At 70.0% G+C, this 12,974-nt stretch carries 13 protein-coding genes; 10 read left to right on the top strand and 3 right to left on the bottom strand.

The window, feature by feature from the left end; translation table 11 throughout:
- Positions 1 to 145 precede the first annotated feature (145 nt).
- Positions 146 to 949, bottom strand: coding sequence for an IclR family transcriptional regulator (locus tag BM070_RS06065; RefSeq protein WP_092938559.1), 804 nt, complete (start codon positions 947 to 949; stop codon positions 146 to 148).
- Between the two features lie 120 nt (positions 950 to 1,069).
- Between BM070_RS06065 and BM070_RS06060 the strand changes: the two genes are divergently transcribed.
- From BM070_RS06060 to BM070_RS06015, 10 genes are all read left to right on the top strand, one after another.
- Positions 1,070 to 1,771, top strand: a complete 702-nt coding sequence (locus BM070_RS06060) for a 3-oxoacid CoA-transferase subunit A (protein ID WP_092938557.1) — start codon at positions 1,070 to 1,072, stop codon at positions 1,769 to 1,771.
- Between the two features lie 29 nt (positions 1,772 to 1,800).
- The gene (locus BM070_RS06055; protein WP_092938923.1) at positions 1,801 to 2,448 is read left to right on the top strand and encodes a 3-oxoacid CoA-transferase subunit B; all 648 of its coding nucleotides are present in this window, start codon (positions 1,801 to 1,803) and stop codon (positions 2,446 to 2,448) included.
- Positions 2,449 to 2,471: 23 nt separating this feature from the next.
- Positions 2,472 to 3,680, top strand: coding sequence for a 3-oxoadipyl-CoA thiolase (gene pcaF / locus BM070_RS06050; RefSeq protein ID WP_092938555.1), 1,209 nt, complete (start codon positions 2,472 to 2,474; stop codon positions 3,678 to 3,680).
- A 14-nt stretch (positions 3,681 to 3,694) separates the two neighbouring features.
- Positions 3,695 to 4,495: a 3-oxoadipate enol-lactonase gene (gene pcaD, locus BM070_RS06045; RefSeq protein ID WP_092938553.1), complete on the top strand. Its 801-nt coding sequence runs from the start codon at positions 3,695 to 3,697 to the stop codon at positions 4,493 to 4,495.
- 19 nt (positions 4,496 to 4,514) lie between these two features.
- Positions 4,515 to 5,624: a cyclase family protein gene (locus tag BM070_RS06040; RefSeq protein WP_092938551.1), complete on the top strand. Its 1,110-nt coding sequence runs from the start codon at positions 4,515 to 4,517 to the stop codon at positions 5,622 to 5,624.
- Positions 5,625 to 5,712: 88 nt separating this feature from the next.
- Positions 5,713 to 6,009, top strand: coding sequence for a YciI family protein (locus BM070_RS06035; RefSeq protein WP_092938549.1), 297 nt, complete (start codon positions 5,713 to 5,715; stop codon positions 6,007 to 6,009).
- 40 nt (positions 6,010 to 6,049) lie between these two features.
- A complete protein-coding gene (locus BM070_RS06030; protein ID WP_092938547.1) occupies positions 6,050 to 6,778 on the top strand; it encodes an SDR family oxidoreductase in 729 nt (242 codons plus the stop codon).
- 63 nt (positions 6,779 to 6,841) lie between these two features.
- On the top strand, positions 6,842 to 8,179 hold the full coding sequence (locus BM070_RS06025) for a short-chain fatty acid transporter (RefSeq protein ID WP_092938545.1): 1,338 nt from the start codon (positions 6,842 to 6,844) through the stop codon (positions 8,177 to 8,179).
- 58 nt (positions 8,180 to 8,237) lie between these two features.
- Positions 8,238 to 8,522 carry a muconolactone Delta-isomerase gene (gene catC / locus BM070_RS06020; RefSeq protein ID WP_092938543.1) on the top strand — a complete coding sequence of 95 codons (285 nt, stop codon included), beginning with the start codon at positions 8,238 to 8,240 and terminating at the stop codon, positions 8,520 to 8,522.
- Positions 8,523 to 8,597: 75 nt separating this feature from the next.
- Positions 8,598 to 9,599: a tripartite tricarboxylate transporter substrate binding protein gene (locus BM070_RS06015; RefSeq protein WP_092938541.1), complete on the top strand. Its 1,002-nt coding sequence runs from the start codon at positions 8,598 to 8,600 to the stop codon at positions 9,597 to 9,599.
- A 24-nt stretch (positions 9,600 to 9,623) separates the two neighbouring features.
- Here the strand turns inward: BM070_RS06015 and BM070_RS06010 are convergent, their stop codons facing one another.
- A complete protein-coding gene (locus BM070_RS06010) occupies positions 9,624 to 10,643 on the bottom strand; it encodes an XdhC family protein (RefSeq protein ID WP_092938539.1) in 1,020 nt (339 codons plus the stop codon).
- A 2-nt stretch (positions 10,644 to 10,645) separates the two neighbouring features.
- Positions 10,646 to 12,928, bottom strand: a complete 2,283-nt coding sequence (locus BM070_RS06005) for a xanthine dehydrogenase family protein molybdopterin-binding subunit (protein WP_092938536.1) — start codon at positions 12,926 to 12,928, stop codon at positions 10,646 to 10,648.
- Between the last annotated feature and the right edge of the window lie 46 nt (positions 12,929 to 12,974).

The following is a 12,974-nucleotide window of genomic DNA, read 5'->3' as shown; positions in this document are numbered from 1 at the left end:
CTAGTGGCTTCAGGTGTCGGGGAATGGGGATGGATGCGATTGTGACCAGTTGTCAGCAGGCGTGCCTTGACCATCGCGTGCCCGTCGCATCGCCGCATCAGCCGCCCAGTGTCGGTATTTCATGATATTCCGCCTGGTGGATTTCTCATCGCCGCCGCGTGCCCAGCAGGCGTGAGACGGTTTCGGCCGCCTTGAGCAGCGGGGGCAGCAACTGGGTCTGCATCATCTCCGCGCTGGTGCGGTTGGCCTGGCCGCTGATGTTGAGCGCCGCCACCGTTTCGCCGGCGCGGTTGCGCAGCGGAGCGGCGATGGAGATCAGGCCTTCCTCCAGCTCCTGGTTGATGAGGCACCAGCCCTGGGTGCGCGCCTGGCGCACGGCGGCCAGCAGGTCCTTGTCGCTGGTGAGCGTGTGGGGGGTGAGGGCCCGGCGCGGCAGTCCGTCCAGCAGGGCCTGCACCTGGTCGTCGCTCTGGCCGGCCAGCAGCATGCGGCCCATGGAGGTCCAGAAGGCCGGCAGGCGCGAGCCCACGCCCAGGTTGGTGCTCATGATCTTGTGGGTGTGCACGCGCAGCACATAGACGATGTCGCGCCCGTCCAGCACGGCGGCCGAACACGATTCGTGCAACTGGTCCACCAGCGCTTCCATGGTGGGTTCGGCCAGGTCCCAGATGGGCATGGACGAGAGGTAGGCGAAGCCCAGGTCGAGGATGCGCGGCGTGAGGCGAAACAGCCGGCCGTCGCTTTCCACGTAGCCCAGCGTCTGCAGCGTCAGCAGGATGCGGCGGGCGCCGGCGCGCGTGAGGCCGGAGGCGGCGGCCACCTCGCTCAGCGTCTGCTGGGGCGCGGCAGCGCTGAACGAGCGGATCACTTCCAGCCCGCGCGCGAATGACTGCACATAGCTGTCGCCCGGCCTAGGGTTATCACTAGTCGAAGAGGGGGTGTCATCCATGGGGATCGGTCCTAGAATTCATTATACGAACAAATGTTCGATATACGAACAAATTGCCCGGCCTGTATCGGCAGCCGGGCGGATTGTCCCCCTCACGTCTTCACCCCCCTCTCCAACGACATGATCAACAAGATTGCGGATTCCGTCGCACAGGCCCTGGCCGGCATCCAGGACGGCGCCACGGTGCTGATCGGCGGCTTCGGCACGGCGGGCATTCCGGGCGAGCTGATCGACGGCCTGATCGAGCAGGGCGCGCGCGAGCTCACGGTGGTCAACAACAACGCCGGCAACGGCGAGACGGGCCTGGCCGCGCTGCTCAAGGCCGGCCGCGTGCGCAAGATCATCTGCAGCTTTCCGCGCCAGGCGGACAGCCAGGTGTTCGACGGCCTCTACCGCGCCGGCCAGCTCGAGCTGGAACTGGTGCCCCAGGGCAACCTGGCCGAGCGCCTGCGCGCCGCCGGGGCCGGCATCGGCGCCTTCTTCTGCCCCACGGCCTACGGCACCGAGCTGGCCAAGGGCAAGGAAACCCGCGAGATCGGCGGCAAGCAGTACGTGCTGGAGTACCCCATCCACGGCGACGTGGCCCTCGTCAAGGCCGAGCGCGGCGACCGCTGGGGCAACCTGACCTACCGCATGTCGGCGCGCAACTTCGGCCCGGTGATGGCCACCGCCGCTAGGCAGACCATCGCCACGGTGCACGAGATCGTGGAACTGGGCGGGCTGGACCCCGAAGCCATCGTCACCCCCGGCATCTTCGTGAGCCAGATCGTGCGCATCGAGCGCACGGCCACGCAGGCAGCGGGCTTCAAGAAATCGGCATGAAATCGGCCTTGAGCGCAGAAGGAACCAGCGTGAGCAGCTATCAAAAGCGTAGTAAGGATGAACTCGCCCGCCGCGTGGCGCAGGACATCCACGAAGGGGCGTACGTCAACCTGGGCATCGGCCAGCCGACCCTGGTCGCCAACCACATCCCGGCCGACCGCGAGGTCATCCTGCACAGCGAGAACGGCATCCTCGGCATGGGCCCGGCGCCGGCGGCAGGGCTGGAGGACTACGACCTCACCAACGCCGGCAAGCAGCCCGTCACCCTGCTGCCGGGCGGCGCCTATTTCCACCATGCCGACAGCTTCGCCATGATGCGCGGCGGCCACCTGGACATCTGCGTGCTGGGCGCCTTCCAGGTCAGCGCCACGGGCGACTTGGCCAACTGGAGCACGGGCGAGCCTGGCGCCATTCCCGCCGTGGGCGGGGCCATGGACCTGGCCATCGGCGCCAAGCAGACCTGGGTGATGATGGATCTGCTGACCAAGCAGGGCCAGTCCAAGGTGGTTGCGCAATGCAGCTACCCGCTCACCGGCATCGGCTGCGTCAAGCGCATCTACACCGACCTCGCCACGCTGGCCTGCACGCCCGGCGGGCTGGCGCTGATCGACGCCGTGCCCGGCCTGGAGCACGCCGAACTCGAACGCCTGGTGGGCCTGCCCATCCGCCGCGCCTGAACCCCTCAAGGAGACACCACACCATGACCTCTTCGCAAGCCTTCATCTGCGACGCCATCCGCACGCCCTTCGGCCGCTACGGCGGCGCGCTCTCCAGCGTGCGCACCGACGACCTGGGCGCCATCCCGCTCAAGGCGCTGATGGCGCGTAACCCGAACGTGGACTGGGCCGCGGTGGCCGACGTGCTCTACGGCTGCGCCAACCAGGCCGGCGAGGACAACCGCAACGTGGCGCGCATGAGCGCGCTGCTGGCCGGCCTGCCGCTGGAAGTGCCCGGCGCCACCATCAACCGCCTGTGCGGCTCCGGCCTGGATGCGGTGGGCACGGCGGCGCGCGCCATCAAGGCGGGCGAGGCCGGCCTGATGATCGCGGGCGGAGTGGAGAGCATGAGCCGCGCGCCCTTCGTCATGCCCAAGGCCGAAACCGCCTTCAGCCGCAGCAACGCGGTCTATGACACCACCATCGGCTGGCGCTTCGTCAACAAGCTGATGAAGGCGCAGTACGGCGTCGATTCCATGCCCGAGACGGCCGAGAACGTGGCCGATGACTACAAGATCGAGCGCGAGGCGCAGGACCGCATGGCCCTGGCCAGCCAGCTCAAGGCCGTGGCCGCCCAGCAGGCCGGCCACCTGGCCCGCGAGATCACCGCCGTGACCATCCCGCAGAAGAAGGGCGATGCCATCGTGGTGGACCAGGACGAGCACCCGCGCGCCACCAGCCTGGAGGCGCTCGCCCGCCTCAAGGGCGTGGTGCGCGAAGGCGGCACCGTGACGGCCGGCAACGCCAGCGGCGTGAACGACGGCGCCTGCGCGCTGCTGCTGGCCGATGAAGCCTCGGCCGCCAGGCACGGCCTCACGCCGAAGGCCCGCGTGGTCGGCATGGCCACGGCCGGCGTGGCGCCGCGCGTGATGGGCATCGGCCCCGCGCCCGCCACCCAGAAGGTGCTGGCGCAGACTGGCATCACGCTGGAACAGCTCGACGTGATCGAACTCAACGAAGCCTTCGCCGCCCAGGGCCTGGCCGTGCTGCGCATGCTCGGCCTGCAAGACGACGACGAGCGCGTGAACGCCTGGGGCGGCGCCATCGCCCTGGGCCACCCGCTGGGCGCCAGCGGCGCGCGCCTGGCCACCACGGCCGTCAACCGGCTGCATGCCACGGGCGGGCGCTACGCGCTCTGCACGATGTGCATCGGCGTGGGGCAGGGCATCGCCGTGATCCTGGAACGCGTGTGAGCGGGGGCGCAGGCATGTCCATGAACGAAGTGCTGAAGACCGCTGCGGGCAGCTTCCGCGTGCGGGTGCAAGGGCCCGCCGACGCGCCGGCCCTGGTGCTCTCCAACTCCCTGGGCACCACGCTGGAGATGTGGGACGCGCAGGCCGAACGTTTCGCCCGCACCCACCGCGTGGTGCGCTACGACACGCGCGGCCACGGCGCCAGCGTGGCCTCGCCCGGCCCCTACACCTTCGACCAGCTGGGCGGCGACGTGGTCGCGCTGCTCGACGCGCTGGGCATCGCAAAAGCCAGCTTCTGCGGCATCTCGATGGGGGGCTTCACGGGCCTGTGGCTGGGCGTGAACGCGCCGCAGCGGCTCGATCGCCTGGTGGTCGCCAACAGCGCAGCCAAAATCGGCACGGCCGATGGCTGGACCACCCGCGCCGCCATGGTGCGCGAGAAGGGCGCGGCCGGCATGGCCGAGCTGGCGGCCTCGTCGCCCGCGCGCTGGTTCACCGAAGCCTTCACCGCCGCCCAGCCCGGCGTGGTGCGCCGCGCGCAGGGCTGGATCGCCGGCACCCCGCCCGAAGGCTATGCCGCCTGCTGCGAAGCGCTGGCCCGGGCCGACCTGCGCTCGGCCATCGACGCCATCGCCGTGCCCACGCTGCTGATCGCCGGCATGGCCGACCCGGTCACCACGGTGGCCGACGCGCAGGCCATGCAGGCCGCCATCGCGGGCGCGCAGCTGGCCGAAGTGCCGGCCTCGCACCTCTCGAACCTGGAAGCGCCCGAGGCCTTCGAGGCCGCGCTGGCCGCCTTCCTGCCGACGGCCTAGCCCTGTAGGCACTGCCGCCATGGAAGCCTCCCCGCTCACCAACCCCCGCTGGAAGCAGCGCCCGCCCGGCTCCAACTGGGGCGACTTCGGGCCCGACGACCAGCTGGGCCGCCTGAACCTGCTCACGCCCGAGAAGGTGCGGCAGGGCGTGGCCGAGGTGCGCGAAGGCCTGAGCTTCGCGCTCAGCCTGCCGCTGGACTACCCCGGCGGCAGCGCGCTCAACCCCAACCGCCATCCGCCCGTGCTGCGGCCCACGCTGCGCAAGGGGCTGGTCAACTTCAACTGCCTGATGGCCGAGCTGGAGCCGGGCCGCACCGACGTGATGTCCGACGACCTGGCCATCCTCTACCTGCAGTACTCCACGCAGTGGGACAGCCTGGCGCATGCGGGCTCGATGTTCGATGCCAACGGCGACGGCCTGCCCGAGGCGCTCTACTACAACGGCTACGCGGCCGGCCGCCACATCGTCGGCCCGCAGGACGTGCGCGACACCGGCGTGCCGGGTGCGTCCGGTGCGTCCGGTGCATCCGGTGCATCCGGTGCGCCCGGCGCTGCCTCTGCCAGCACTTCGGCCGCCCACGCCCTGGGCATCGAAGGCATGGCCCGCACCGGCGTGCAGGGCCGGGGCGTGATGATCGACCTGCGCGCCCACCTGGGCGACGCGCGCACGCTGGTCGGCTACGACACGCTGATGCGCGTGCTGGAAGCCGACGGCGTGGCGGTGGAGCGCGGCGACATCGTCTGCCTGCACACCGGCTTCGCCGACGTGGTGCTGGGCATGCGCCGGCATCCAGATCCGGCCGTGCTGCAAGGCGCTTGCGCGGTGCTCGACGGGCGCGACGAGAAGCTGCTGCAGTGGATCACCGACAGCCAGCTCGCCGCCCTCGCCGCAGACAACTACGCCGTCGAAGGCCTGCCCGCGCGCCCGGGCCCGGCCTGCTGCGCGGCGCTGCCGCTGCACGAGCACTGCCTGTTCAAGCTGGGCGTGCACCTGGGCGAGCTCTGGCACCTCACGCCGCTGGCCCGCTGGCTGCGCGGGCACGGCCGCCACCGCTTCCTGCTGACCGCGCCGCCGCTGAACCTGCCCGGCGCCGTGGGCTCGCCCGTGACGCCCGTCGCCACGGTCTGAGCCCTCTCCATGCGCCTGCTGCTGCGTAGGCCGGCCCGCTGCGCCCCGGCCTCGGCCTTTGCCTTTCTGTCTTCCTGAAGGACCCGACATGCCTTTCATCATCGAAACCTTCGACAAGCCCGGCCACCAGCAGGTGCGCCAGGCCCACCGCGCCGCGCACCTGGAGTTCCTCGACCAGCACAAGGCCCTGCTGCTGGCCTGCGGCGCCAAGCTGGACGACGACGGCCGGGACCTGGGCGGCGGCCTCTACGTGGTGGCGCTGGATTCGCGCGAGGAGGCGCTGCGCTTCATCGAGTCCGACCCGTTCCATGCGGCCGGCCTGTTCGAGCGGGTCACGCTCACCCGCTGGCGCAAGGCCTATGTGGACGGGCAGTGCTACCTGTAGCGCGCTCTGCCGGCGTTCCCTGTTTTCCTGAAAGACTCCCATGAGCTCCTCCATTTCCGTGCGCGAACGCGTCCTCATCACCGGCGGCGGCGCCGGCATCGGCGCGGCGACGGCCGAGCGCTGCCGCGCCGACGGCTACGAGCCGGTCATCATCGACCGCAGCGTCGATCACGTGCCGGGCGGCATCCAGGCCGATCTGTCCAACCCTGCGGAGACGGCGCGTGCGCTGCAGCAGGCGCTGGCCGGCGGCCCCATCACGCGGCTGGTCAACAACGTGGGCATCGTGGTGCCCGCCGAGGCGGCCGAGCAGACGCTGGAGCAGTTCGACCTGGCCGTGGCGCTGAACCTGCGCTGCAGCCTGCAGTGCATGCAGGCGCTGCTGCCGGGCATGCAGGCCGCCGGCTTCGGCCGCATCGTGAACATGTCTTCGCGCGCCGCCCTGGGCAAGGAGCTGCGCACCGCGTATTCGGCCACCAAGGCCGGCCTGATCGGCATGACGCGGGTGTGGGCGCTGGAGCTGGGCCGCCACGGCATCACGGCCAACGCCATCGGCCCCGGGCCCATCCGCACCGAGCTCTTCGACCGCGCCAACCCGCCCGATGCGCCGCGCACGCAGGCCATCATCGACGCGGTGCCCGTCAAGCGCGTGGGCACGCCCGACGACGTGGCGCATGCCGTGTCTTATCTGCTCGATGCGCGCAGCGGCTTCGTCACCGGCCAGGTGCTCTACGTCTGCGGCGGCATGACCGTAGGCGTCGCTGGCGTCTGACGGCCACCGTTTTCCTCTCCGCTCACTTTCTCTCAAACGCACAACATCAAAGAGACAAAACCCATGTCAAAGATCACCGCCTTCTTCACCGAACTGATGCGGCGCTACCTGCCCGATCCGTTCGTCTTCGCGATCCTGCTCACGCTGCTGACCATGGCCCTGGCCTTCGGCGTGGAGAGCCGCCCCATCGCCGCCGTGGTGCAGGACTGGGGCAAGGGCTTCTGGAGCCTGCTGGCCTTCACCACGCAGATGGCGGTGATCCTGGTGATGGGCTACGTGCTGGCCACCGCGCCCATCGTGGACCGCTTTCTCGACCGCATCGCGGCGCGCGTGCACACGCCGCACCAGGCCATCATCGTCGCAACAATAGTGGGCGGCGTGGGCAGCTACCTCAACTGGGGCTTCGGCCTGGTGATCGGCGGCATCATGGCGCGCAAGCTGGCGCTGAAGGTGAAGGGCGTGCACTACCCGCTCATCATCGCCTCGGCCTATACCGGCTTCACCATGTACAGCCTGGGCTTCTCGGCGACGATCCCGGTGCTCATCTCCACCAAGGGCCACGCGTTCGAGGGCAGCATGGGCCTGATCCCGCTCACGCAGACCATCTTCTCCGCGCCCATCCTGCTCACCAGCCTGGCCGTGCTGGTCACGCTGCCGCTGCTCAATGCCGCCATGCACCCCAAGCGCGGCGAGACCGTGATCGAGCTGGACCCGGCCACCGTGGCGGATGCCAAGCCCGCCGCCAGCGCCGAAGGCCTGCTGGGCGACGAGAAGACGCTGGCGTACCGCCTGAACCACAGCCGCGTGCTGAGCCTGCTGATCGGCCTGTGCGGCATGGCCTATGTGGCGATGCACTTCATCAAGGGCGGCAACCTCGACCTGAACATGATCAACTTCTTCATCCTGTTCCTCGGCGTGCTGCTGCTGGGCACGCCGATGAAGTACGTGGAGAAGGTCAACGAGGGCGTGAAGACCATCGGCGGGATCATCCTGCAGTTCCCCTTCTACGCCGGCATCATGGCCATCATGCACGGCTCGGGCCTGGTGGAATCCATCGCCCACGTGTTCGTGAACATCTCCACGGCGGCCACGCTGCCGCTCTGGGGCTTCGTCAGTTCCTTCGTCATCAATTTCTTCGCGCCCTCGGGCGGCGGCCACTGGGTGCTGCAGGGCCCGTTCATGATCGACGCGGCCCGCACGCTGGGCGCATCGCAGGCGCAGACCGCCATGTCGGTGATGCTGGGCAACGGCTGGAACGATCTGGTCCAGCCCTTCTGGATCCTGCCCGCGCTGGCGCTGTCCAAGCTCAAGCTCAAGGACATCATGGGCTACACCGTGGTCTCCATGCTGCTGGTGGGCGCCATCTACGCGGCCACCATGCTGATCTGGCCGCATCTCTGAGTTTTCCCCGGGGCGGCGCGGCCGCCCGACTTTCCATCAACCTTCGAAGGAGATTCCCATGCTGTTCATGGTTCAGATGATCGTGCAGATCCCGTCCACCCTGGCGCCCGAAGTGGCCGACGAGATCAAGCGCAGGGAAAAGGAATATTCGCAGCAGCTGCAGCGCGAAGGCAAGTGGCGCCACCTGTGGCGCGTGGTGGGCGAATACGCCAACGTCAGCATCTTCGACGTGGCGAGCAACGACGAGCTGCACACCCTGCTGAGCGGCCTGCCGCTCTTTCCCTACATGCAGATCAAGGTGACTCCGCTGGCCAACCACCCGTCGTCCATCGTGCAGGAATGAGCTTGCGGGCCACGTGCCCGCCGCCGCCTGCACCGCCATCCCCATAGAAGAAAGAAGAGATAGAGGAAACAAGCCATGACCCTTTGCCACTCCCCGATCCCGCGCCGCGGGCTGATCGCCGCCGCAGCCGCTGCAGCCGCCTGCGCGCTCCTGCCCGGCCTGGCCGCGGCGCAAGGCGCGTTCCCGAGCAAGACCATCACCATCATCGTGCCCTTCGCGGCCGGCGGCACCACCGACATCCTGGCGCGCGTCGTCGCCCAGGGCATGGGCGCGGAGCTGGGCCAGCCGGTGGTGGTGGACAACCGCGCCGGCGCGGGCGGCAACATCGGCGGCCAGCTGGCCGCGCGGGCGCCGGCCGACGGCTACACGCTCTTCATGGGCACGGTGGGCACGCACGCCATCAACGCGGCGCTCTACAAGAAGATGCCCTTCGATCCGATCAAGGACTTCGCGCCGCTCACGCGCGTGGCCAACGTGCCCAACCTGCTGGTTGCCAACCCGGCCCAGCCGTTCAAGACGGTGCAGGAGCTGATCGCCTATGCCAAGGCCAATCCGGGCAGGATCAACTTCGGCTCCTCGGGCAGCGGCAGCTCCATCCACCTCTCGGGCGAACTCTTCAAGAGCATGGCCAAGGTGGACATGCAGCACGTGCCCTACAAGGGCAGCGCGCCGGCCGTGACGGACCTGCTGGGCAACCAGATCGCCATCATGTTCGACAACATGCCCTCGGCCATCCAGCACGTGCGCTCGGGCAAACTGCGCGCCATCGCCGTGACCACGGCCAAGCGCTCGCCCGAACTGCCCGACGTGCCGACCATCGCCGAAGCCGGCGTGCCCGGCTACGAGGCCACCTCGTGGTTCGGCATGTTTGCGCCGGCCGGCACGCCCGCGCCGGTGGTCGCCAAGCTCAACGCCACCATCGTCAAGGTGCTGGCCCAGCCGGACATCAGGAAGAAGCTCGCCGAGCAGGGCGCCGAAGCCGCCGGCGAGACGCCCGACCAGTTCGCCGCCTTCATCCAGAAGGAGAGCGTGAAGTGGGGCAAGGTAGTGAAGGAATCCGGCGCCAGCGTGGACTGATCGACTGCGGGCGCGGACTTGCCTTCATCCGTAGAGGGGCCGCGGGGTCTGCTGGACGAAGGCAGGTGCTACGAGTGCGCCGTTCTTCGCCGCGACTACCTCGGCCATCATCGAGAGCGCGATCTCGGCCGGCGTCCTGCTGCCGATGAAAAGGCCGGCGGGGCCATGCAGGCGATCCATCTCGGTGTCGCTCAGGCCGAAGTGCTGCTGCAGCCGCTCGCGCCGCCGCGCGCTGTTGTTGCGTGATCCGATGGCGCCGACATAGAAGGCCCGTGAGCGCAAGGCCTCGATCAGGGCCAGGTCGTCCAGCTTCGGGTCGTGGCTCAGCGCCAGCACGGCCGTGCTGGCGTCTTCCCGCAGGGCCAGCACTATGTCGTCGGGCATCTCGCGCGTGAAGGCGATGCGCCCCTGCGCCCAGGCGGGCGCCCGCTCCAGGCGCGGATCGCTCAGCACGATGTCGAAACCGACGCTCAGTGCGATCTGGCACACGTAGAACGCCGTATCGCCCGCGCCGATGACGACCAGGCGGGCGGCCGGGGCGAAGCATGCCACGAAGCGCTCGGTATCCAGCTGCGGCGCCGCGCCGTGCGGCACTTCGCGCAGCAGCGCATTGCCGGTGGCCAGATGCAGCGTGCGCTCCACGTAACGCCGCTGCGCGCAGGCGTCCAGCAACTCGGGGAGCCGGCTGTGGGGCTGCAGGGGTTCCATCACCAGTTCCATGGTGCCGCCGCAGGGCAGGCCGAAGCGGTGGGCCTCATCCGCCGAGATGCCGTAGCGAAGCACTTCGGGCACGGCCGCAGTCCAAAACGATGGCGACGGCGCCTGCGCGGCCTGCTGCACGCGGCGGATCAGGTCGTCCTCGATGCAGCCGCCCGAGACCGAACCCACCACCTCACCGTGAGCGTTCAGGGTCATGAGCGAGCCCGGCGGCCGGGGCGACGAGCCCCAGGTGCGCGCCACGCTCACCAGCCAGGCGGGAATGCCGGCCTGCAGCCAGCTGTTCGCTGTGCGCAGCACCAGGCTGTCGAGGTCCGTGGCCTCCACCGTCAGCCTTCGAGCACGGCGCGCACGGCATCCGGGGTGAACGGGGCCTGGTAGAAGCGCTGGCCCGTAGCGTCGAAAAGCGCGTTGGCCAGCGCGGCCGGGCCCGGCACCGAGGCGGATTCGCCGGCACCCATGGGCGGTTCGTCCTGTCGGGGCATGAGCACCACCTCGATAGGCGGCACGTCGCGAAAGCCGATGATGGGGTAGCCGCCCCACTCGCGGCTTGCGACGCCCTGGGCATCGAAGGCCACGCGTTCCATCAGGCTGCGGCTCAAGGTCTGGATGACGTTGCCGTGGATCTGGTGGCGCACGCCGTCGGGGTTGACCACCATGCCCGTGTCCTGGCCCACCACCACGCGCCGCACGGCGATGCGGCCGCTGGCGGGGTTGACCTCGATGTCTATGACCCAGGCGGCCCAGGCCGCGCCGAAGCCGGGAAAGCGGCTGTGGACGTAGCGCGCATAGGCCACGCCACGCCCGCGCAGCAGGCCGTCTGCGCCGGGCACTCCTCTGGTGCCCGGGCCGCCGCACTGCCAGCCCGCATGGCGGGCCGTGGCTTCGACTAGTTCGATGGCGCGCCGGTCGTCGAGGTGGCGGAGCCGGTAGTCCACGGGATCGGCGCCGGTGGCATGGGCCAGTTCGTCGATCATGCAGTCGTGGGCGAAGGAGTTGGGCAGGGCCGACACGCCGCGCAGCCAGGAGGAGCGCACCAGCGGCGCCATGTCGTGGCAGGCGATGCGCCGGCTGGCGTAGCGGTAGGGCGGCACGGCCGTGCGGTCGCCCATCTCCAGCGTGCGCGGCTGGCCCGGCACACGGCCAGTGAGCAGCAGTGCCAGCATGGGCGCATCGTTGGAGGGGTAGCGCACGGCGAAGTCGTAGGCCTGCAGGCTGCCATCGCGGCCGATGGCGGCGCGCACGTCCATGAGCTGGCCCGTGCCTTTGGGCTCCCACTGGTGCTCCTGCTCGCGCGTGAGCTGCACGCGCACGGGTGCGCCCACGGCCATGGAGAGCAGGGCGGCGTCGGCGCAGACGTCGTCGGCGCAGTTGCGGCCGTAGCAGCCCGCGGCCTCCAGGCGCACGACCTCGATGCGGTCCTCGCCCAGCTGCAGCAGCCGGTCCAGGTCGGTGCGCAGCATATGCGGGTTCTGCGTGCCGGCCCACACTGTGAGCCGGCCCTGCTGGAAGTCGGCCACCGCGCAGGACGGGCCGATGGAGGCATGCATCTGGTAGGGCCAGACGTAGCTGCGTTCCAGCACGGCGGCGGTCTCCAGCCCCTTGAAGGCCGCATCCACGTCGCCTTCGTCCACCAGCGCCCGGCGCTGCGCCGGGTTCGCGCGGATGGCGCCGGCCAGGTCGCTCAGGTCGGGGGCGGGTGGCACCGGGCGCCACTGCACGCGCAGCGCGCGCATGGCTGCGATGGCCTGCTCCTCGCGGTCGGCGACCACGCCGACGAAGTCGCCCTCGGCGACCACTTGCACATTGCCCGGCAGGTGGACGACCGAGGCATGGTCCACCGCGACGAGGCAGCGGCCGATGAAGCCGCCGCCGTCGCGGCCCGGGTGCGGCGGGCGCACGACGCGGCCATGGCGCATGCCTGGCACGCGCACGTCGTGCACGAAGCTCAGCTCCCCGGTGGCCTTGGCGGGGATGTCCACGCGCGCAGCGCCGCGGCCTACCAGCCGGTAGTCGCTGGCGGGCTTGAGCTTGACTGCCTGCTCGGGCGCTGCAAGCGGCAGGTGCAGTTGCTGGTCCTGCAGCAACTGCCCGTAATGGAGCGTACGCGCATCGCCTTCATCGGCGAAGCGCACCAGGCCGTCGCGGGCCTGCAGCTGGTCGGCGGCGACGCCCCAGTGCGCGGCGGCCAGCGCCAGCAGCTGTTCGCGCGCCTGGGCGGCGGCGCGGCGCAGCGGCACGGCGGAAATCTGGATGCTGGCGCTGGCGATGGTCGGCCCCTGGTTGGGCGACGCGGACGTGTGGCCCAGCACCATGTCCAACTGGTCCAGCGGCACTTCGAGCTCTTCGGCCACGATCTGTGCCAGGGACGTGCGGATGCCCGTGCCCAGGTCCACATGGCCGTTGAAGGCCAGGGCGCGCCAGCCCTGCGGCGCATCGGCGTCGGCCAGCACGGCCACGAAGATTTCTGGCGCGGCGGGCACGTAATTGGTGGCCGAGCCCGGCTGCCCCGGTGCGGGTGGTGGAGGCGCTACCGGCTGGCGCAGCACGAGCAGGGCGTCGGTGCGATCGAGCAGCTGCGCGTGCAGGGCTTGGGGCTGGGGAAGGTTCATGGGGTGGCGGTCTTCGCTGGCACGCGATCGGGCATGCCAGGGGCTT

The sequence above is a fragment of the Paracidovorax wautersii genome, assembly GCF_900113035.1.
Lineage (GTDB): Bacteria > Pseudomonadota > Gammaproteobacteria > Burkholderiales > Burkholderiaceae_C > Paracidovorax > Paracidovorax wautersii.
The sequence above is the reverse complement of the archived record's forward strand: the minus strand, read 5'-3'. Positions and strand labels throughout refer to the sequence as shown.